The sequence below is a fragment of the Pantoea latae genome (assembly GCF_002077695.1).
GTDB classification, from domain to species: Bacteria; Pseudomonadota; Gammaproteobacteria; order Enterobacterales; family Enterobacteriaceae; genus Pantoea; species Pantoea latae.
Genome location: NZ_MWUE01000033.1, coordinates 292,459 through 312,678 on the forward strand (window position 1 = coordinate 292,459; position 20,220 = coordinate 312,678).

25 protein-coding genes are annotated in these 20,220 nt (G+C 59.8%); 16 read left to right on the forward strand and 9 right to left on the reverse strand.

The window, feature by feature from the left end:
- The first annotated feature begins 42 nt into the window (after positions 1 to 42).
- From B2J69_RS21260 to B2J69_RS21305, 10 genes are all read left to right on the forward strand, one after another.
- Positions 43 to 1,536 carry an alpha/beta hydrolase gene (locus B2J69_RS21260; RefSeq protein ID WP_081142094.1) on the forward strand — a complete coding sequence of 498 codons (1,494 nt, stop codon included), beginning with the start codon at positions 43 to 45 and terminating at the stop codon, positions 1,534 to 1,536.
- Between the two features lie 212 nt (positions 1,537 to 1,748).
- Positions 1,749 to 2,441: a DUF421 domain-containing protein gene (locus tag B2J69_RS21265; protein ID WP_081142097.1), complete on the forward strand. Its 693-nt coding sequence runs from the start codon at positions 1,749 to 1,751 to the stop codon at positions 2,439 to 2,441.
- Between the two features lie 6 nt (positions 2,442 to 2,447).
- Positions 2,448 to 3,170, forward strand: coding sequence for a DUF421 domain-containing protein (locus B2J69_RS21270; protein WP_143806324.1), 723 nt, complete (start codon positions 2,448 to 2,450; stop codon positions 3,168 to 3,170).
- Positions 3,171 to 3,238: 68 nt separating this feature from the next.
- Positions 3,239 to 4,096 (forward strand): MurR/RpiR family transcriptional regulator, encoded by an 858-nt coding sequence (locus tag B2J69_RS21275; RefSeq protein ID WP_081142101.1) that lies wholly within the window; start codon positions 3,239 to 3,241, stop codon positions 4,094 to 4,096.
- Positions 4,097 to 4,229: 133 nt separating this feature from the next.
- Positions 4,230 to 5,570 carry an aspartate aminotransferase family protein gene (locus tag B2J69_RS21280; protein ID WP_081142104.1) on the forward strand — a complete coding sequence of 447 codons (1,341 nt, stop codon included), beginning with the start codon at positions 4,230 to 4,232 and terminating at the stop codon, positions 5,568 to 5,570.
- Entirely contained in the window at positions 5,567 to 6,139 is a 573-nt protein-coding gene (locus B2J69_RS21285) for a carboxymuconolactone decarboxylase family protein (protein WP_174580929.1), read from the forward strand. The genes B2J69_RS21280 and B2J69_RS21285 overlap by 4 nt, the downstream gene beginning before the upstream one ends.
- A gap of 90 nt (positions 6,140 to 6,229) precedes the next feature.
- On the forward strand, positions 6,230 to 6,979 hold the full coding sequence (gene glnH / locus B2J69_RS21290) for a glutamine ABC transporter substrate-binding protein GlnH (RefSeq protein WP_081142107.1): 750 nt from the start codon (positions 6,230 to 6,232) through the stop codon (positions 6,977 to 6,979).
- A gap of 37 nt (positions 6,980 to 7,016) precedes the next feature.
- The gene (gene glnP, locus B2J69_RS21295) at positions 7,017 to 7,673 is read left to right on the forward strand and encodes a glutamine ABC transporter permease GlnP (protein WP_081142109.1); all 657 of its coding nucleotides are present in this window, start codon (positions 7,017 to 7,019) and stop codon (positions 7,671 to 7,673) included.
- A 2-nt stretch (positions 7,674 to 7,675) separates the two neighbouring features.
- Positions 7,676 to 8,398 (forward strand): glutamine ABC transporter ATP-binding protein GlnQ, encoded by a 723-nt coding sequence (gene glnQ, locus B2J69_RS21300; RefSeq protein WP_081142259.1) that lies wholly within the window; start codon positions 7,676 to 7,678, stop codon positions 8,396 to 8,398.
- A gap of 13 nt (positions 8,399 to 8,411) precedes the next feature.
- Positions 8,412 to 9,431, forward strand: a complete 1,020-nt coding sequence (locus B2J69_RS21305) for a C45 family autoproteolytic acyltransferase/hydolase (protein ID WP_081142111.1) — start codon at positions 8,412 to 8,414, stop codon at positions 9,429 to 9,431.
- On the opposite strand, the gene B2J69_RS21310 is transcribed toward B2J69_RS21305, so the two are convergent.
- Positions 9,428 to 10,393, reverse strand: a complete 966-nt coding sequence (locus B2J69_RS21310) for a zinc-dependent alcohol dehydrogenase family protein (protein WP_081142113.1) — start codon at positions 10,391 to 10,393, stop codon at positions 9,428 to 9,430. The genes B2J69_RS21305 and B2J69_RS21310 overlap by 4 nt on opposite strands.
- Before the next feature lie 146 nt (positions 10,394 to 10,539).
- Between B2J69_RS21310 and B2J69_RS21315 the strand changes: the two genes are divergently transcribed.
- Both B2J69_RS21315 and B2J69_RS21320 read left to right on the forward strand, forming a co-directional pair.
- Positions 10,540 to 11,190: a DUF1275 family protein gene (locus B2J69_RS21315; RefSeq protein ID WP_081142115.1), complete on the forward strand. Its 651-nt coding sequence runs from the start codon at positions 10,540 to 10,542 to the stop codon at positions 11,188 to 11,190.
- Positions 11,191 to 11,202: 12 nt separating this feature from the next.
- Entirely contained in the window at positions 11,203 to 12,459 is a 1,257-nt protein-coding gene (locus B2J69_RS21320) for a Gfo/Idh/MocA family protein (RefSeq protein WP_081142117.1), read from the forward strand.
- Positions 12,460 to 12,468: 9 nt separating this feature from the next.
- Here the strand turns inward: B2J69_RS21320 and B2J69_RS21325 are convergent, their stop codons facing one another.
- Entirely contained in the window at positions 12,469 to 13,101 is a 633-nt protein-coding gene (locus B2J69_RS21325) for an alanyl-tRNA editing protein (RefSeq protein ID WP_081142119.1), read from the reverse strand.
- A 49-nt stretch (positions 13,102 to 13,150) separates the two neighbouring features.
- Complete coding sequence (locus B2J69_RS21330) at positions 13,151 to 14,323, reverse strand: diguanylate phosphodiesterase (protein ID WP_081142122.1); 1,173 nt, start codon at positions 14,321 to 14,323, stop codon at positions 13,151 to 13,153.
- Between the two features lie 413 nt (positions 14,324 to 14,736).
- Here B2J69_RS21330 and B2J69_RS21335 point away from each other — a divergent pair, with 413 nt between their 5' ends.
- The 3 genes from B2J69_RS21335 to B2J69_RS21345 all read left to right on the forward strand — a co-directional run bounded on the left by B2J69_RS21335 (position 14,737) and on the right by B2J69_RS21345 (position 15,953).
- Positions 14,737 to 15,042: a hypothetical protein gene (locus B2J69_RS21335; RefSeq protein ID WP_081142124.1), complete on the forward strand. Its 306-nt coding sequence runs from the start codon at positions 14,737 to 14,739 to the stop codon at positions 15,040 to 15,042.
- Positions 15,043 to 15,333: 291 nt separating this feature from the next.
- On the forward strand, positions 15,334 to 15,570 hold the full coding sequence (gene ycgZ, locus B2J69_RS21340) for a regulatory protein YcgZ (RefSeq protein WP_081142126.1): 237 nt from the start codon (positions 15,334 to 15,336) through the stop codon (positions 15,568 to 15,570).
- A gap of 107 nt (positions 15,571 to 15,677) precedes the next feature.
- Positions 15,678 to 15,953, forward strand: coding sequence for a biofilm development regulator YmgB/AriR family protein (locus B2J69_RS21345; protein WP_081142128.1), 276 nt, complete (start codon positions 15,678 to 15,680; stop codon positions 15,951 to 15,953).
- Between the two features lie 234 nt (positions 15,954 to 16,187).
- Here the strand turns inward: B2J69_RS21345 and B2J69_RS21350 are convergent, their stop codons facing one another.
- From B2J69_RS21350 to B2J69_RS21365, 4 genes are all read right to left on the reverse strand, one after another.
- Complete coding sequence (locus B2J69_RS21350) at positions 16,188 to 16,445, reverse strand: hypothetical protein (RefSeq protein WP_143806325.1); 258 nt, start codon at positions 16,443 to 16,445, stop codon at positions 16,188 to 16,190.
- 79 nt (positions 16,446 to 16,524) lie between these two features.
- The gene (locus B2J69_RS21355) at positions 16,525 to 16,986 is read right to left on the reverse strand and encodes a YlaC family protein (RefSeq protein WP_081142132.1); all 462 of its coding nucleotides are present in this window, start codon (positions 16,984 to 16,986) and stop codon (positions 16,525 to 16,527) included.
- An 87-nt stretch (positions 16,987 to 17,073) separates the two neighbouring features.
- Complete coding sequence (locus B2J69_RS21360) at positions 17,074 to 17,967, reverse strand: dihydrodipicolinate synthase family protein (protein WP_081142134.1); 894 nt, start codon at positions 17,965 to 17,967, stop codon at positions 17,074 to 17,076.
- A 31-nt stretch (positions 17,968 to 17,998) separates the two neighbouring features.
- Positions 17,999 to 18,601, reverse strand: coding sequence for a helix-turn-helix domain-containing protein (locus B2J69_RS21365; RefSeq protein ID WP_081142136.1), 603 nt, complete (start codon positions 18,599 to 18,601; stop codon positions 17,999 to 18,001).
- 43 nt (positions 18,602 to 18,644) lie between these two features.
- Between B2J69_RS21365 and B2J69_RS21370 the strand changes: the two genes are divergently transcribed.
- Positions 18,645 to 19,334, forward strand: coding sequence for a B3/B4 domain-containing protein (locus B2J69_RS21370; RefSeq protein WP_081142138.1), 690 nt, complete (start codon positions 18,645 to 18,647; stop codon positions 19,332 to 19,334).
- 12 nt (positions 19,335 to 19,346) lie between these two features.
- Here the strand turns inward: B2J69_RS21370 and B2J69_RS21375 are convergent, their stop codons facing one another.
- Positions 19,347 to 19,610, reverse strand: coding sequence for a hypothetical protein (locus B2J69_RS21375; RefSeq protein ID WP_236722763.1), 264 nt, complete (start codon positions 19,608 to 19,610; stop codon positions 19,347 to 19,349).
- A gap of 317 nt (positions 19,611 to 19,927) precedes the next feature.
- Positions 19,928 to 20,113: a con-10 family general stress protein gene (locus B2J69_RS21380; RefSeq protein ID WP_071997410.1), complete on the reverse strand. Its 186-nt coding sequence runs from the start codon at positions 20,111 to 20,113 to the stop codon at positions 19,928 to 19,930.
- Between the last annotated feature and the right edge of the window lie 107 nt (positions 20,114 to 20,220).

Genomic DNA, 20,220 nt, shown 5'->3' on the forward strand with positions numbered 1-20,220 from the left:
TCTGATCCAGAATCGGCGTCATGTTGATAACAGGATGAACCGATGGCGCGCCACCAGACTCTCTTCAGGCTGCTCAGAAAAACCCTTACCGCGCTGGCCGTGCTGCTGCTGGTATTTCTTATCGGCCGCATCTATCAGTCGGAGCAGGGGCCGTCGCTGCATCTCTGGCACCGCTGGGTGGCCGATGAAATGACGCCCGACGAGATGGACCGCGCCAGCTTCGCCGACTATCAGCGACACGAGGCGCGCCTCTTTCAGGAGATGAAAATTCATCTGAACGAGGCGCTGAGCGACGAGGAGAAAACCGGGCTGAACCGCTTTTCTCCCGCCAGCGCGGTCTATCCAGCGCGTTTCGCAACCGACTGGAACCGCTCGTTTATTCTGATGCCGCGCGGCCCCATTCGCGGCGCCGTGGTGCTGCTGCATGGCCTGACCGACTCGCCCTACAGCGTGCGCTATCTTGCGGAAACCTATCGGCAGCACGGGTTCGTCGCCGTAGCGCCGCGCCTGCCGGGGCACGGCACCGCGCCGGGTTCGCTGACGGCGGTGAGCTGGCAGAGCTGGATGGCGGCGACCCGGCTGGCGGTGCGGGAAGCGACGCGTCTGGCGGGCGCACAGCGACCGCTGCATCTGGTCGGCTACTCCAACGGCGGCGCGCTGGCGATGAAATATGCGCTGGAGAGCCTGAACGACAGGCGGCTGCGCGCGCCACAGCAGATTGTTTTGCTGTCGCCGATGATCGGCGTCACCGGCTATGCCCGCTTCGCCGGTCTGGCGGGCTGGCCCGCGCTGTTTCCCGCCTTCGCCCGCACCGCCTGGCTTAACGTGGCGCCGGAATACAACCCGTTTAAATATAACTCTTTCCCCGTTAACGCCGCGCGTCAGTCCTGGCTGCTGACGCAGTCGCTGCAGGCGCAGATTGCGCAGGCGGCGCGCAGCGGGCAGATTGCCGCGCTGGCGCCGGTGCTCGCTTTTCAGTCGGTACTGGACGCCACGGTCGACGCCCGGGCGCTGGTGGAGGCGCTTTTTAACCGGTTGCCGCGTAACGGCAGCGAGCTGGTGATTTACGATATCAATCAGGCCGCCAATATGCGCGCCCTGTTCCGCGCGCCGCTCGCCTCGGCGGTCGATCGGCTGCTGCCCGCGCCACCGCGCCGCTACGCCACCACCGTTATCACTAATCGCGCGCCCGACGACTACAGGACGGCGGCGCGCACCCTTGCGGCTGGCCAAATACAGCAGCAGGTGACGCCGTTAGATCTCGCCTGGCCGCAGGATATGTTCTCGCTCTCCCATATCGCCGTGCCTTTTCCCCTAAACGACGCGCTGTATGGCGAACAACCCAGCGAAAAAAATCTGTACGGCATTTCGCTCGGCACAATCTCGCTGCGCGGCGAGAGCGACAGCCTGACCGTGGGCGCAGAAACCTTTATGCGCGCCACCGCTAATCCTTTTTTCAGCGATATGATGGCGCGCGTCAGCGGACGCATCCGCTGCAGCGAGCAGGCGGATTACGCCGCGTGTATCGGGCGGTGAGGCAAAAAAAGGCCCGCGCGAGGCGGGCAACAGAGCGTGTCTTTAGATTATTGATTTCGTAGGCAACACGTTGCTGTGTGTTACCTCTACAGCATAGCGCAGCGGGAGCCGCCGGCGGCAACGTTCTGCCGATACCTCTGACAGGCGATAACCGGGCAAGGGAAAAATAGCGCGTATACTCATCACTCCAGCGGTTAAATGGGGAGCCTTCAATGAAGCAGGATGAGATCCTTTTGTCCGACCTGACGCGCATCTTTTTTGGACAAACGCCGCCGATCTTTCTCCTTGAGGTGGTCGCCCGCGCGCTGCTGTTTTTTGTTCTGATTATCCTGGCGATGCGCCTGGTGGGCAGGCGCGTGGCCTCGCAATATACCCTTATCGAGCTGTCGGCGGCGATTGCGCTGGCGGGCACCATCGGCGTGCCGCTGCTGGATGACAAGCGCGGGCTACTGCCGCCGCTGCTGATCGTTGGCGGCATCGTCGCGGTTCAGCATCTGCTCGGCTTTCTCAGCGTTCACAACCGTCGTCTCGATCGGCTTTTCACCGGTCGCGCCAGCGTGGCGCTGGACGACGGCCGCCTCGATCTTTCGTCGTTGCAGTCCACGGCGCTGTCGCGGGAAAAACTCTTTTCGCTGCTGCGCGGACGCGGGGTCCAGCAGCTGGGTCAGCTGAGCCGCGTCTATATCGAACCCTCCGGCGCGCTGACGCTGGTGTGGAGCGATACGCCGCGCGCCGGGCTGGCCATTGTGCCGGAGAACGACAGCGAACTGCGCGCGGCGATGCGCGACGATCGCTATCGCGTCTGCACGCGCTGCGGTCAGCTGGAAGCGCCAGCGTTCGACGCGCGCTGCCGCGCCTGCGACGCCCGCCAGTGGGCGCCGGCGTCCGTTGCGCTGGAGGACTGATCGCCAATGGAAATCGTACACAGATGGCTAATGGGCGAAGCGCCCTGGAGCTTCGCGCTCGAAGTGCTGCTGCGCTTTGCGATTATTTATCTGGCGCTGCTGCTGGTGCTGCGCCTGATGGGACGCCGCTTCGCCGGTCAGCTGAGCATCGTCGAGCTGGCGATTATGGTGATGCTCGGTGCGGCCATCGGCCCGCCGCTGCAGACGCCGGAAAAAGGCATCTTGCCGACCGTGGCGCTGCTGGTGACGCTGTTCGCCTGTTTCCGTCTGCTCGCCTGGATAACCTTTCGCTCCCATAAAATAGAGATCCTCAGCCAGGGCGACGCCACGATGCTGGTGCAAGAGGGCAGGCTGGCGCTGGAGCATTTGCGCCATGCCGAGCTGTCGCGCGCGCGTATTTTCTCTGAGCAGCGCGCGCTGGACGTGCAGCATCTGGGCGAGCTGCGGCGCGCCTGGCTGGAGCCGTCGGGCCGCATTAGCCTGCTGCGTTACAGTCAGCCGCGCGCAGGGCTGTGGATCCTGCCGCATCAGAGCGAGGCGTTCGATAAGCGCATTCTGGTAGAGAGCCGCTACGCCTGCGGCCAGTGCGGCTATGTAGTTGAACAACAGGGCGAACCGGAGCAGGCGTGCCGCTACTGCCAGCATTCGCACTGGGAGCGGGCGGTGAAACGGCTGGGCACCGATAAGCTTTATCAGCCTCAGGGTCAGGAGGACGATACGGCGGCCTGACGCCATTTTATTTTGCATCCGCGGCGCGGCTCTTTAAGATGAAGCGAAATCCCCTTCAACGAAACGCCATGACTTTACGAAAAAATATCATCAGTCAGTTCAGCGCTCTGTCACCGGAACTGCAGCGCGCCGCGGAGTTTTCTTTGCAAAACGCGAATCAACTGGTGGTGCTGTCGATGCGCGCCTTTGCCGCCGAAGCGGGCGTCAGGCCGGCGACGCTGCTGCGGCTGGCGCAGCGTCTCGGCTTTCGCGGCTGGAGCGAATTAAAAGACGCCTGCATCGACGACATTGGCCTGCGCAGCGATACCTATGTTTCGCGCGCCGAAAAACTGATCGCCAAAAATGCGCCGCCCGCGCTGTATGACGAGGTGTTCAACGCGCATCAGGCGAATCTCGCCTTTACCCAGGCGGAGAATAAGCAGGAGATGCAGCAGGCCGTGACGCTGCTGGACCAGGCGGAAAATGTCTATATCTGCGGCTTTCGCGCCAGTTTTCCCGTTGCCTGGTCGCTCTACTATGTCTATCGCCTGTTCAACCGCAACGCCAGTTTGATTGACGGACTGGCGAGCAATATCGAGCTTTTCACTCGCGAGCTGACCGCTGACGACTGCGTGCTGCTCACCGGTTTTGCCCCCTATTCGCGCGAGTCGCTGAGCGTGCTCAACGCGGCGAAACAGGCGGGCAGCCGTATCATTGCCGTGACCGACTCGCCGGTGTCGCCGCTGGCGCAGGCCGCAGACTGTACGCTGCTATTCTCTGTCGACAGCCCCTCTTTTTTTCCTTCTGTGGTCTCGGGCATGGGGCTGGCGGAGTGTCTGCTGGCGATGCTGGTGGCGCGCCACGGCCGCGAGGCGGTGGCGAAAATCGAAAACGCCGAGCGTTATCTGATCGACTCCGGCGCCTATATCCTGCCTGATAAATCCTGAACAAGGATCCATCTGTATCTGTCATAAGAAAATGCAATGCGTTTGAATCATAATTGCGTTGACGTGATTCAAATGGATCCTGCAAGATGCTCTCAAGATCCGCCAGCCTATTTTTCAGGAGCAGAAAGAGAGCATGAGCCAGATTATTCACCGCAGCCTGCACAGCACGCCCCCCGTGGCGGTGAGCGCGCAAGGCGCCTATATCACCGACGCCGCCGGTAAACGCTACCTTGACGCGTGCGGCGGCGCCGCGGTCTCTTGCCTGGGACATGCGCACCCGGACGTGCTGGCGGCGATGCATCGTCAAATCGACCAGCTGGCCTATGCGCACACCGGCTTTTTTACCAGCGACACCGTCGAGCAGCTTGCCGCTCAGCTGACGCGCACCGCGCCCGGCGACCTTAACTACGCCTATTTCGTCTCCGGCGGTTCGGAAGCGGTAGAAACCGCGCTGAAGCTGGCGCGTCAGTATTTTGTCGAGATCGGCCAGCCGCAACGCACCCGGTTTGTCGCCCGCGCACAGAGCTATCACGGCAATACCCTTGGCGCGCTGGCGGTCGGCGGCAACGAGTGGCGGCGTCGCCAGTTCGCGCCGCTGCTGATCGATGTGGTGCGCGTATCGGCGTGCAACGCCTATCGCGATCGACGCGCCGATGAAAGCGAGCAGGCTTATACGCAGCGCCTGTTAAACGAGCTGGAGCAGGCGATCCTCGAGGCGGGACCGGAAACCCTCATCGGTTTTTGCGCGGAAACCGTGGTCGGCGCGACCACGGGCGCGACGCCGCCGACGCCGGGCTATCTGCAGGGCGTGCGTCGGCTGTGCGACAAATACGGCATGCTCTATATCGCCGACGAGGTGATGTGCGGCATGGGACGCACCGGCACGCTGCACGCCTTTGAGCAGGACGACGTGGTGCCTGACATCGTTACCATCGCCAAAGGCTTAGGCGGCGGCTACCAGCCAATCGGCGCGGTGCTGGCCAGCGAGAAAATCGTGGCGGCGCTTCAGGCGGGCAGCGGGCTGTTTCAACATGGCCACACCTATATCTGTCATCCGACGGCGGCGGCGGCGGCGCTGGCGGTGCAGCAGGTCATCGAGCGCGACAACCTGCTGGAAGCGGTGAAAACCCAGGGCGCCCGACTGCATCAGCAGCTGCGCGAGGTGCTGGGTGAGCTGCCGCACGTCGGCGATACGCGCGGACGCGGCCTGTTCGCAGGGGTCGAGCTGGTAGAGGACAAAGCCAGCAAGCGGCCGTTCGATCCCGCGTTTAAGCTGCACGCGCAGATTAAAGCGAACTGCATGGCGCGCGGCCTGATGGTCTATCCCATGGGCGGCACGCTGGATGGGCAATATGGCGACCACATTCTGATCGCGCCGCCGTTTATCGTCACCGCCTCGCAAATCGACTTTGTGGTGGATACGCTGCGTCAGGTGATTGTGGAAGAGACCGGCAAGCTGGCGAGGCGCGCATGATTAACCGTTTACCTGCGCTGCAGCCCTCGGAATGGAGCGAAGAGCAGCGCGTGCTGGCGCAAGAGATTATCAACGGACCGCGTGGTGCGCTGCTGCCGCCGTTCGAACCGCTGCTGCGCAGCCCGGAACTGATGGCCCATGCGCAGCGTATGGGCGAGTACCTGCGCTATCGCAGCGCGCTGGGGCAGCGGCTGTCAGAGCTGGCGATTTTAATCACCGCCCGCCACTGGTCTCAGCCGGTCGAATGGGCGATCCATGCGCCGATTGCGCGTGAGAAAGGGATTGCCGCCGAGGCGGTGCAGGCGATCAACGAGAACCGTCAGCCCGATAATTTGCAGGCGGATGAGCAGGTGGTTTATCGCTTTTGCCAGCAGCTGCATCAGCAGAAAAAAGTCAGCGATGTGGTCTGGGAAGAGGCCATCGCGTTATGGGGAGAAAAAGGAACGGTCGACTTAATCGCCATCAACGGTTATTACGCTTTTCTTTCCATGATAATGAACGGCGCGCAAACGCCGATGCCAGCAACGCAGGACGTTATTATTCCGGCAGAGACGCTGAAAACAGAATAACGACGTGCCTGATAATTACATCGTGAGTTTAACTGCGCAGGCTTCAACCTGCGCAAGGGCTGCTTTTTTCCAACGCTAAGGGTAATGATAATGACCTATTTAAATCAGGCTAAATTAATGCTGGCGCTTATCGCCTGTTCGGTGAGTTTTACCGCCGCCAGTCAGGATAAATTAACTGTCGGCGTCGATACCGCCTTTGTTCCCTTTGAATTTAAACAGGGCGATAAATATGTAGGATTCGACGTCGATTTATGGGATGCGATTGCGAAGAAAATGCAGGTCAGCTATGAGCTGCGTCCTATGGATTTCAGCGGGCTAATCCCAGGACTGCAATCGCGCAATCTGGATGTGGCCATGGCGGGCATTACCATTACCGACGCCAGAAAACAGGCGGTCGATTTTAGTCAGGGTTATTACAACGCCGATCTCTTAATCGCGGTGAAAAGTGACAACAGCAGCATCAGCAAATTCAGCGATCTGGCGGGCAAGCGCGTCGGGCTGAAGCAGGGCACCGCCGCCGCCAGCTTTATGAAGGGTAAATATCCGGCCAGCTACGTCGAGTTCCCTAATATCGATAACGCCTATCTTGATCTGCAGGCAGGCAACCTCGACGCGGTGGTGCATGATTCGCCGAACGTGCTTTATTACGTGAAAACTGCCGGCGGCGGCAAAGTGAAATCCACCGGCGAAAACGACACCATCCTGCCGCAGCAGTATGGCTTCGCACTGCAGAAAAACAGCAGCCTGACGCCGAAGGTCAATGCGGCGCTGACGGCCCTGCGCGCGGACGGAACCTATAACAAAATCTATGTGAAGTGGTTCAACAAACAACCGAAATAATGCAGCCAGACGGCCTGTCAGGAAAGAATCTGCCTTTATGAATTTTGAAGCCAAATATATATGGGAGTCCCTGCCGCTGCTGCAGCAGGGACTCAAGCTAACCCTGATTATCTCGCTGTCTGGCCTGCTGGGCGGCTTTATCATCGGGCTGCTGGCCGGCGCCTGCCGCGCATTAGGCGGCAAGATAAGCAAAACCGTTTCGCTGCTGTTTGTCGAAGTGATCCGCGGCACGCCAATAATGGTGCAGGTGATGTTTATCTATTTCGCGCTGCCGATGCTGCTGCCGCTGCGCATCGATCCCGTCACGGCGGCTATCGTGACGATTATTATCAACTCCGGCGCCTATATCGCGGAAATCACCCGCGGCGCTATTTTGTCTGTGAACAAGGGCTTTCGCGAAGCGGGGCTGGCGATGGGATTATCCCAGCGTAATACGCTGCGCTACATTATTATGCCGCTGGCGCTGCGCCGCATGATCCCGGCGCTGGGCAACCAGTGGATTATCAGCATTAAAGACACCTCGCTGTTTATTGTCATCGGCGTGGCGGAACTGACGCGTCAGGGCCAGGAGATTATCGCCGGCAACTTTCGTGCGCTGGAGGTATGGAGCGCGGTGGCGCTGATCTACCTGTTTGTGACCCTGTGTCTGAGTTTCCTGTTGAAGCGTGTGGAAAAAAGGATGCATATCTTATGAGCATGGTGGAATTTAACGCGGTTTCTAAACACTTCGGCGCCACGCGCGTTCTGCACGACATCAATCTGAAGATAGCGGCGGGAGAAGTAGTGGTGATCATTGGCCCCTCCGGCTCGGGCAAATCAACGCTGCTGCGCTGTATCAATAAGCTGGAGACGATCTCCTCCGGCACGCTGCTGGTCGCCGGTATGCACCTGACCGATCCCCATGCGAACGAGAGCGACATTCGGCGCGAAGCGGGCATGGTGTTTCAGCAGTTCCACCTCTTTCCGCAGATGACCGCGCTGGAAAACGTGATGTTCGGCCCGGTGCGGGTGCGCAAGCAGAACCGGCGCGCCGCGCGGGAAGAGGCGCTGGCGCTGCTGGCGCGGGTCGGTCTGCAGGATCGTGCCGATCACTATCCGTCGCAGCTCTCCGGCGGCCAGCAGCAGCGCGTCGCCATTGCGCGCGCGCTGGCGGTAAAACCGAAGATGATGCTGTTTGACGAACCGACCTCGGCGCTCGATCCTGAACTGCGTCATGAAGTGCTGAAGGTGATGCGTTCGCTGGCCGAAGAGGGGATGACGATGGTTATCGTGACGCATGAAATTGGCTTTGCGCGCGACGTCGCCTCCAGGTTAATTTTCATCGACGGCGGCACCATTGCGGAAGACGGCACGCCTGACCGGCTGCTGAACGGCAGCAGCAATCCGCGCCTGAAAACCTTTTTACAACACGTCTCCTGAAAAAAGCGAATAAATGAAAAAAATTGTGGTAAGTGGCTCCTTTTTTGACATCGGCAGGCAGCTTGGCGCCTTTGGCCGCGAGGCCTGGCAGCAAAAAGTGACGCAAACTGCGCTGTGGCGAACCGTTACCGCGCTGAAGGCCTCAACGCAGCTGCGCGAGATGCGCGCCAGCGTAATGACGCACTATCCGGCGATCTGGCAGGAGCTGCAGGGACTGGCGCAGGGGCTGGAGGCTGACATCGACGAGGTGTTCGCCTGGAACTGCCGCGGCGATTTAGTGCGCTCGACCTCCGACGGCTGTACCACCGTTGCGGGCGTCACCGCGTCGGGCGCGCTGCTTATCGCGCATAACGAGGATGGCTTTCCGCAGCTGCGTCCCGACTGCGCGCTGGTCGAGGTCACGCCGGATAAGGGCATCGCCTTTCTGAGCTTCGCCTATCCGGGATCGATCTGCGGCCATACCTTTGCCGTCAACGCCTGCGGCGTCGTCAACACGGTGAATAATATCCGCGCGGTGCATCGGCCGGCCGGTCTGCCGCGTCAGGTGCTGGCGCGCGCGGCATTGAACGCCGCCACGCTGGATGAGGCGATAGCGATTCTCACCGCCGCGCCGCGCGCCGGCGCCTTTCACCATACGCTTGGTCAGATGGGTGACCCTCGCCTCTTCAGCGTCGAAGCTACCGCATCGGGCTGCTCGGTGCAGCCGCTAAACGGCCGCTTCGGCCATGCTAATCATCTTGTTCACCCATCGCTGGCGGCAGTTGAGCAGATCGTGACCGACAGCTCGGCGTCGCGCCAGCAGCGGCTGGCCGGCTGGTCAGAGGTGCAGGCGCTTCCTGACGCCGCGGCGGCGCTGGCAATTCTCTCAGATCAATCACAGGATGCGCTGCCGATCTATCGCCTCAGCGCCGAAGACCCGGATGAGGAAAATACCCTGGCGACGATGATTTTCACCCTGCATGCGCAGCGCGTCGACTGGGCACTTTACGGGCTCGAGCGCGATCGGCCCGCTTTACAGGGCGTGATGGGCTAAGGCACGGCGCGATCATCCTCGAACAGCAGCAGCGGCTTTGCGACTCTTCCGGCTGAACGCCACGCCGCCAGGGCCGCGCGCCACTCCTGCAGCGCGAAGGGCATGACGCCGCCGGTCTGGCTGGTCGCCAGCGCCGGCCAGAGGCGCGAAAACGCCGCCTGCCACTCAGCGGGGTCCAGCGCGGGAAGGGTGTTTCTGATATGGAACCAGTGGACCTGCGGTAACGCCTGGCGTAAACGGAATGGCTGACCCGAGAGTAGGCCGTAGGAGATGAACAGGCCTGAGGCGGGCATCGCCTCGCGTATCGCTTCCGCCAGCGCGCCGCCTGTTGCGTCATAAACCCGCTCCGCGCGGGCAGCGTAGCGGCGAACGGCGGCGGCGTTGCTTTGTTGCACCGGCGTAATGCCGCACGCCTCCAGCCGCGCTGCATGCACCGGCGAACGATAGATGCCCGTGACGGAAAGCGCGCCCGCCTGCTGCGCCCACTGTCCCGCCAGCAGTGCGCAATCCGTGCCCGCCGCCGTCAGCAGCAGATGTTTACCCGCCGGGGAAAAGTGCTCGATCATCAGCTGCGCCGCGAGGGGATTAATATAGCCGCGCGCCGCCAGCGTGCTGTCGATGTCGTCCGGCACAAGGATCGCCCGATCGGCCGGGCAGTCCACCAGACTCTGCCAGGTGCCTTCGCCGCGCAGCGCCAGCACGCGTTTGCCGACCAGCGCGGCGTCGGCGCCGTGCGCCTCGACCACCATGCCGACGCCTTCGTAGCCGGCTACCTGCGGCAGCGCGATGCGATGTCGGTAGGCGCCGGTAACCGGGATCAGGTCCGAGGCGTTAACCGGCGCATAGTGCATTTTTACCCTGACACAACCCGCGGCAAGCGCGGCTTTCGCTCCCGCTTCCAGCGTCAGAACTTGCTCAGGCTCGCCAAAGCGTCGGTAGCCGAGCGCGTGGTTCACAGGCATGTTTTTATCATCCGTTGTTGATCCTTACTCGTCTAAAGCGTTACGCCGCCGCGCCGCTTTTCTCGCGCTCCGTTTGGCTTAATCCCTTTTTATTACCTATATCTGAATATCACCCTTTAAGCCTTATCACCGATATCAGGAGCGTTATGCCGTCACTCCGCGATACCAAACCGGCCGCTGGTCAGCTCTTCGTGCTGTTGCTGGTCACCGTCGCCGGGATGACCGACGCCACGCTTTATCAGCACAGCAAAGAGCTGCTGGCGGTCTATATCACCGGCGACAGCAGCAAACTGGGGCAGTTTCTCCAGCAGGGAGAGATGGCGAAGGCGCTGCCGCTGCTCGGCATTATAGGCGCCTTCTTTATCAGCACCACCTTAACCGCCTGGCTTGGCGATCGGCTCGCGGGCCGTCGCGCACCGGTGCTGATGACGCTGATCGCGCTGCTCTTTTTCATTGCCTGGCCCGCCAGCGCGCCGGAGTACCCCGTTATGGTGGTGATAGTCATCGCGCTGGCGATGGGCGCGCTGAATCAGGTCGACCCCGACGAGCCCGGCGTCACCTTTATGACCGGCACGCTGGTGCGGCTGGGACGCAACCTGGCGAAAGGGGCGTTTGCCAGCGCCGCGCCGCTGGCGCTGCGTTGGCTGGTCTGGCTGCTCTCCGCTTTTGCGGGCGCGGCGCTTAATGCCCGCTTCCCCGCCTTCACCCTACTGATTATCGCCGTCTGGTCGCTGGTGCTGGCTGGGTTCAGCCTGGCTCTCGGCGTCGGACAAGGCTACGCCACTCAGGATGCCTGACAAGGAGGCAAGATGTCGCACCACGCTCCCCGTTTCTCTTCCGCCGGTCCTGGAACCGCCACCGGTCCCCATTTGCCCGTCGCTGGCGAGCCGCTGTCGCCGCAGCCGATAGATGTCGGCCACGTCGAGCAGCAGCGCGTCACGTTCGAAAACTGGAAAGGTGAGGGCGATCGGCCAGAGCCGCAGCCGCCCACCCCGCGCGCGCCGCACAAGCGGCTCGGCGTGGCGATTGTCGGGCTGGGACGCCTTACGCTTAATCAGATCCTGCCCGCATTCTCTCAGAGCCAGCTGGCGCGTCCGGTCGCGCTGGTTTCTGGTCGTCCTGAAAAAGCACGCGCGGTCGCCGCGCAGTATGGCATCGATCCGGCCGCCGTTTATCACTATGACGAGATGGCACGCATGGCGGAGAACCGTGAAATCGACGCGGTTTATATCGTTACGCCCAACGGCCGGCATCGCGACCACGCGCTGGCGGCGGCGCAGGCGGGCAAGCACGTGCTGTGCGAGAAACCGATGGCCAATACCTCGGCTGAAGCGCGCGAGATGATCGCGGCCTGCGCTGACGCGGGCGTCAAGCTGATGATCGCCTATCGCTGCCAGTATGAGCTGCTTAATCTTGAAACGGCGCGGCTGGCGCAGTCCGGCGAGCTTGGCGCGCCGCGCATTATTCACGCTACCAATACGCAGGTGCACGGCGCGGGCGATCAGTGGCGCATTCGCGCCGCGCTGTCGGGCGGCGGAGCGCTGCCCGATATCGGCCTCTACTGCCTTAACGGCGTGCGCACCATGCTGGGCGAAGATCCCATCGAGGTTTATGCGCAGATCGTCAATCCCGTGGGAGACGAGCGCTACGCCGAAGTTGAAGAAACCGTCTCCTTTACGCTGCGCTTTCCTTCAGGGGCTATCGCCAACTGCGTCACCAGCTATGGCGCGCACGAGTGTAAAAATATGGAGATCCGGCTGGAGAAAGGGTCGCTGGAGCTGGAGAACGCCTTTGCCTATCAGGGGCAGCGCCTCTATGTGGCACAGCTACGCGATGGCCGCGAGCAGATGAGCGAGATTCGGCTGGCGCCGAAAAATCAGTTCACGCTGGAGATTGATCATTTCGCCGACTGCGTGCTAAACAGCCGCACGCCGCATACGCCGGGCGAAGAGGGCCTGCAGGATCATATTCTGATGGAGGCGATCTACCGCTCGGCGCGCGAAGGGGTGCCGGTGAAGATCGATGCCCCTTCCGCGCATCCGCCGGTGGCTGCGGACGCACGTTAACCCGTTGGGTCACTCTTCCAGTTCATACTGCACCGAGAGCTGGCCCTTTTTCTCTTTCACTTTCAGAATGCGGATCGCGCCGATCTCCCTGGTGTTCTGCACATGGGTGCCGCCACAGGCGTAGGGCTTGAGATCGCCCCAGCTGACCATGCGCTTGCCCTCTGCTTCGCGTATCACGCGGCTGTCGCCGCGCTGCACCAGCGCCGCCGCGTCCGCACGTAAACTCTCTATCGTGACGGGGAAAACAGACCCGGCCGCCTCAAAAACGATGCGACCTTCACCCGGCTTATGGTTGCCTTTTACGCCCAGCCAGCCATATTTTTCCCCGGCCAGGCCAATAATATGACCGGCTGAGTGATAGCGGGTATGGCGTGCGCGCAGTGCGGCGTCAACCTGCAGATGCGCCGGGCCAACTATCAGCGGGCGATCGGTGATGTGGATCAGCGCATCGCCCTCCTGAACCGCCTGAAGCATGGCGACGCCGTTAATGGTGCCGCGATCGGAAGGCTGTCCGCCGCCCTGAGGATGAAACAGCGTGGCGGAAAGGGTAACGTGGAAGCGATCTTCGCCAATGGAGGTGCAGCCGGTGACCCAGCTCTCCATCTCCAGCGCGTCGCTGACAAAATAGGTTCTTTCAGTCACGAAAAGCTCCCTGTAGCAGGCATCCTTGCCCGGGTAAGTCACTAGCGGGTTAGATCGCTTCGCGTAGCTCTGGCCAGGCGACGGCGGCGCCGGTGCGGCTGAAAAGATGGCCCTGGAAGTTAATTACGCCCGCCGCTTCCAGCCACATCCACTCTTCCGGGCGCTCAATGCCCGCCGCGATAACGGTAATCTCCAGCGCGGAGCAGCACTTGATAATCGCCTGCACCACCGCCTGTTTCGGGCCGCTGCGATGCACGTCGCGAATAATCCCGGCGTCGATGCGGATACGGTCAGGCTGAATGCGGGTCAGCATCGACAGGCCAGCGGATCCGTCGCCGAAATTATCGATGGAAAGGCTGATGCCGGCCTCTTTAAGCTGTCTGACCGCGATGGTAAAGGCGTCGAGCTGCGAAATCACTTCGGTTTCGCTGACGCCAATAATCACCTGCTCCGGCACCAGACCGGCGCTGCGAATATCATCCACGATAATGCGCACCGCCTCCGGGATCGCCACCAGCGTCATCGGCAGTAGGCTGACATAGAGCGACATGCCGTCCGGGCAGGCTCTGCCTGCCTGGGTAAACGCCTGCCTGACGGCGTCCAGGCTGGCCTGATACTTCGGCAGCCCTTCAGCGGCGGCGTCAGCGCCGAGAGTGGCGATGGCTTCCAGCGCGGTGACCTGACGGCCCAGCGGGTCGATAACCGGATGAAAGGTCACGCCGTGGTCGGCTGGCCAGTTTTCGCTGGCACCCGTCTGGTCGGCGATAAACTCCCAGTATTCCACCGGCGGCACTTCAAAATAGTTCTCTTTTTCACGCGATTCGACAAAGGTGCGTAAAAATTGCAGGCCGCGATCGTCGTACGTCAGGCGATAGCGCGAGGTGCCCTTGTCCAGCACCGCCTGCAGGACGGTAGAGCGATCGTGTTCGCGCAGGTCGAACAGCTCCATGCCTGCGTTGCCGAAGCGGCGCGACGGGGAATAGTCGCGCATCAGCTCCACCACGTTATGGTGGCGGTTATCCGCGCATATCTTACTGTAGATCGCCAGCACGCCCGCCTCGGGTCCCTCCAGAATCTGGAAGAAGTGGGTGCCGTTGAACAGCAGGATGCCTGTCACCTGATGTGAGGCGTTTAGCTCGCTGGCTTTATCGACCATGCCGGGAAGTGATTTAACCGGGAGACTATCTGAAATATGGCTGCGATAAATTATTGTTGTAAGCATTAATGCTCCGGCTTTTATGTGATTGTCGCGGCCACCATAACAGCTTAAGCGCGCCTAAAGCGAATTATTATTGGCCTGATTTTGTAATAAAAGGATTTATCAGAAATAATCTGGTTAAAAGGCGTAAATTAAACAGAGATGTACAACAATTTTGGCGTCGCTTACGTAAATTTCAAGCTATTTATACCTGTTTAAGTTACTGAATTGTATGATCTTTAAAGCATTGATTTGCTGTTAAAGCCAAATGCCGCTTCGCTTGTTTTAACGGTACAATAATTTTATTTTTGTACAGCCTGCTGCGGCGATCTGTTAATCCACTCAGCCGCGGCTTTACAAAAATAAAATATCAACGGGGTCATGGCCGCTAAAATGAGAGGTGAGGTTATTCACTATTCGCAAACGGAGGAGAGTTCGTGTTATTTCACAACCATGAGAAAGGTCACGCCGTAATTGGCGAAGCTGTTATCAACCTCGCTCTCGATGGAAAGGAAATAAGCGTTGAGACACTCATCGCTGAGCTTGGTCTGATGGCGGAAACGGAGACGCATGCCGCGAAGCTTACTGAGATCGAAGAAGCCAGACGCTGGCTTCAACGGTATCAGCATCACGACGCCCGGCATCAGTCCGAACTGCACTGGCTAACGGTGACGGGTCGGAACGATGATGGAAAACACAGCGAGGACGTCATTCGGCTCCGGCCGGAAAACGACGATGAATGATAGCCTCAATATCGGGCGCGTCTGACGCGATCCGGCCGGAGAACCCTGTCAGGGATGACGCTTTTCCTCTGTTGTTCTGCATCAGCAGCCGGCAAAGTTGTACAACTTTACAGGCGTATTTTGTCGAGCTGACACCACGTAATGCCCTGTTTAGGGTAATTTAGCACTTTTTGCACAAAAATAAGACCTGTACAACTACGCATTAGCTGTACAAGTTTGGCAGAGTTGGTTAACTTTACCCCATGCAGCAGTGCTCACACATTAATCGCTTGTTAACGCAGAGGGTTTACCATGCGCCAGAACGTGACAGTTTCAGACACCGTCCGCTATATCAGCAACGCCGCGCTGCCGACCCAGCAGGAAACCCTGGGGCAAGTGGTCGTAGAGATCCTGCGCGCTGGCCAGAACCTGAACCGCAAAGCGCTTTGCTCGCGGCTGATCCGTCGCCTTGAACAGGCGTCAGGCCCAGAGGAAGAGCAGCAGCTTCATTTACTGATCGGCATGCTGTTTAGTCAGCAGACAAGTTAAAGCTGTTTAACCAGATTAAGGTTCAGGCTTTCGGCTTCGCCTGACATTAATCTTCCTGTTTTCGGCGCTGCGCTTTCGAGCCGCAGACTCTGATAAAAGAATCGACTATGCAAACTCATTCAACCGCGCAGCGTACACCCTCCACCGAAGCCGCTATCATTAACCATTTCCGCGAGGCGGGCGATCGCCTGGAAGCAGAAGCGCAGGTGCTCGAGGCGGCGATTCGCGATATCGTTATCCACGGCAAGCGCGTCACCAGCAAAGCCATCATTATCTGGCTTATCGCTGAGCTGGAGAGCACCACGGACGTTGTACAACTGGACGTGCTGCGCCACTGTCTGGAAATCGTGGTCGGCCGCACGCCGGATGACGAAGGCATTTAAGGCGCTGTCTGGCTCACAGACGCGGGCGGGGCAGTTTCAAACTGTCCCTGCGACGCCATAACGGAACAGCTGACGGCGGCGGCAAGGGAAACGGCAATCCAGATTTTCATGGCTCTCTCCAGGTCTTATCAGGTTAATAAACATTAGCCTGGCACGGATACGCGGTAGCGAAAGTGCTGGCGACCAGAAAAGGACTTTTCTGAGAGAGAAGCGGGCGGGCAACCGCCGCCCGTTTCAGTGCAGCAGCTGACCTGCCGCCGGGCGATCCAACTGAAAGCCGGAAGAGACCGCACGCGAGCGCAGCTCGCGGGTAACTTTGGCAATCGCGCAGCGCATCGCGGTCACACGCTCGCTATCCTGCTCATCTTGCATCTGATGCTGCAGCGCCTCGGTCACGGCGCGCCAGCTAATCTCTTCGCCAGCATTTACCAGTTGCATAATCGCTTCGCCAATAACGATATCGGTCATTCTCTCATCTGCGTTATTCTTCATATTTACTCGTCTCGCCTATGACATACAAAAAGCGTAGCACAGGAAAGCGTGGTCGTAGCCGCTGCCGATCCTGAAACCATTAGCGGCGTAGACGGTAAATATCCGCAAAGTAGAGATAGCCTTTTTTATCGTACTGCTTCTTCAGACGCGCTTTTTCCTCTTCGCTCAGCACGTTGCCGCTCAGCAGCGAGTGGATAAAAGCTTCGCGCACGTGAATCTCCATATACCAGTCGCCGGTATAGCAATTTTTCAGCGCGCCTCGATCAATATCGTTCACTTTATAGGCGGGATCGATATGAAAAAAGAAAAAGAAATTACAGATGGCGAAAATAGCGCAGCAGACAATATATTCCGTCATGCCAAACGAGGCGGAGTAGAGCAGCACGCCCATGGTGATAACAAAGAGAAAGCACATCAGGCCATAAAGTCCTGAATATTGTTTAATAAAAGAGACGTCGAAATAAGGTCGATCGTTACGGTTTTCTGCGCGGTTTATTTGATCCAGCTCCTGCTGCAGCAGGCTGTGTAATTCGTTCTGCATTGTCTCTCTCTCTCCTGAAATAACGGCGAAAGTATAGTGGAAGCGGGTATGTTAAGACACCGCTTTCCCTGTGACGAGACGGCGCTGTCAGCTCAGCTCCAGCGCCGCAATGACGGCGGCGACCTCGGCGCGCTGTGCGGCGGAAAGCGGCAGCAGCGGACGGGGCAGACAATCGACGTCGGTCAGCCCCTGCGCGCTGGCGGCGGCGGCCATCACGCGAAGACTGCCGCCGTGCTGGCGAAACAGCGCCCACAGCGGCTCCAGCCGAGCAGATAACCGGGTAACGCGCTGCGCATCGCCTTGTGCGGCGGCGTCGGTTATCGCTTTCGCCGTCTGCGGAAACAGCCCGCCGCACACCGAATACCAGAGATCGCAGCCGGCATTCAGCCCCAGCCCGGCAACCGCGTCGACGCTGACGCCGAGGCTGACGTGCGTTGGCAGAACCGCGCGCAGCTGACGAATATGCCCGGAAGCCTTTTCCTCATCGGCCGGCACGCCGGGGATTTTAATTGAGCGCACGTGAGGCAGGGCGGCGATGCGCTGATAAAGCCCTGAGGTGAAGGTAAAACGCGTGGTGCCAGGATTGTCATACAGGCAGAGAGGAACAGAGACATGCCGCGACACGGTGTCGAACAGGTTGAACACCTCTTCCTCGCTAAGAGGCTGATAGCTGACAGGCGGCAACAGCAGCGCGCGGGCGCCCGCGCGCTGCGCATCATCCGCCAGATGCAGCACTTCATCAGTACTGACCGCGCCGACGCAAACCATCACCGGAATATTATCCGCATGCTCCACCGCCAGAGTGGCGACGCGTTGTCTCTGCTGCCGCGTCAGGTAGGCGTAGCAGCCGGTCGAGCCCAGCGCGCCAATCGCGTCGACTTTCGCCGCCGTCAGGCGCGCCACAAGCCGGACAAACCCCGTTTCATCAATCTTTGACGCCGTGACGGGCGTTAGGGGAAAGGCATTCAGGCCGGTAAACATAGCACACTCCCTTTATTCTGATGACGCGCTGTTAGCGCGCGTTTTCATGAACCGTCATGGTGAAAGCGAGCGGTGTGTCGCCTGCGCAGGCGTAGCTGTGCGGCACGTCGGTGGCGGCCACGGCGGAATAGCCCGCCGCAAGGGTAAACACGTCGTCGTTTACCGTTAACAGCAGCGTGCCGGCGGTCACGTGCAGCAGTTCCGTGGTCTCCTGCGGATGGCCGGGAGAGGTAAAGATCTCGCCAGGAAACAGCTGCCACTGCCAGAGTTCCACCATGTTCGGTCCGCTGGTGCCCGCCAGCAAACGGGCGCTGCCGCCGTGATCACCCTGCCACAGCACCGGGATCTGTTCTGGCTGAATAAGGTGCACGCCAGGGTCGCTGGCGACATTAACGATATCGGCGACGGAGATGCCCATTGCCGCTGCGAGACGACAAAGCAATGCAATGCTGGGATTCGCCCTACAGGCCTCTATCTCCACCAGCATACCTTTGCTGACGCCTGCGCGGCGCGACAGCTCATCCAGCGACAATTTTTTCTGACTACGGTAAAGCCTGATGCGCGCGGAAAGGGCTTCGCTGACCGCCATCGCATCAGCACCCGCGTCGGTCGTTATATTGACTTTTTTGGTCATCGGTCGATATTATGCAATAAATTAGTCATTAGTGGATTATGAAATGTCTCCTGCATTGCCGTCAATCAGTTCAGATATCAGCCGCATCGCGCCAGGCTTTCGCGCGTTAAGTATTGTCGTCGAAGCGGCCGCCGTGCGCGCTCCAGAGGCAGGTTCAGAGGCGCTGCGCGCGGCCTGCGCAGCGGTGCTGGCCGGCGAGCCGAGCTGGGGCGACGCGCATCTCGCCGCCTGGGGCCGTGTTTTTCAGGCGTTCGGCGCGAAGCCCAAACGCACGCCCTGCTCGGCGGAAGCGCTGCGCAAGCGCGTGCTGCGTGACGGTACCATGGCGTCGCTCGATCCGGTGGTCGATCTCTATAACGCGGTAAGCCTGCGCTATGCCATTCCCGTTGGCGGAGAGAACCTGGCCGCCTATGCGGGCGCACCAAGACTCTGTCTCGCTGACGGCAGCGAAACGTTCGATACCGTTAAAGAGGGAGAGCCTGCGCTGGAAACGGTCGAGGCGGGCGAAGCGATCTGGCGCGACGATATCGGCGTCACCTGCCGCCGCTGGAACTGGCGGCAGGGTGTCAGAACCCGCCTGAGCGCGGCGGACGCAAATATGTGGTTTATCCTCGAGAGCCTGCCGGAAATGCCGCTCGACGCGCTTTACGCCGCCGCCAGCATGCTGACGGACGGGCTGGAGAAGATGATGCCTGGCGCCAAAATTGAGATGGCGCGGATCGACGCGCTATAGCCTGCCGCGCCGTCAGGCGCGGGAAGAGAAGATAAAGTGGCTATCGGTTTCGCTGATCAGAAAGAGATTTTTCGCTTCTCCGCTGGGGGAGACAAAAACCACTTCCTCCCCAATGCTGAGCGGCGCAAACACCTCAACGGGCTGATTCTCTTTTTGAATCTCCAGCAGCATGCGTGACTCAAAGGCGCGATCGGCAACGGTATCGAGCTGATAGTTGCAGCTAAAAGAGTGTTCAGGCTTATCGAGTATATAGAACTGTCCGGACGGCATAAGCATGACCTCATGAGTGGAAGCGGCACGGCAAAAAACGCCGGTATGCATTGAGTGTAGCTATAAAAGCGCGGTTCAGAGAGAGCAGGGCGGGTGGCGCGGCGATCAAAGTTAGCAGGCTAATAATTGCATAAGCAAAAAAGGTTAAAGAGAGGCGGGGTTTTTATGAGACTATTCTTACGCCCCTTCAAGAGCTAAGCCAATGCGAGTGCCGGAGATAAGCGCCGGGTGGGGCATGCATTTTCTTTCAGGTCGCCTTCGGGCGGCCTTTTTTACGTCAGCAAAAACGCCAGTCCGTGGCGAACGATCATCCTGAAGGTACCTTACTCAGAATTACCAGGCGGGCGCCGACTCTTCTGACCCCCTTTCCGGCCCGCTTCCCTGGCTCTGTCAGGATTGTTCCTGAAATTGCCTCCGCTGGCCTTGCCTCCTGCACTGCCCGCTTCTTTAGCGCGATCCGGATCGTTGGCAAAATTGCCTGCGCCACCTCTGTACTTCTGTTGTGTCATAGACAGAACTCCTATCAATGTTCCATGAGATAAAAGGACTAGCTAGTCACCCTTATAGCGTAGTTCGCCGTTTCGCCTGCGCAAGTGAGCCGTAGCGAAAAAGTTGA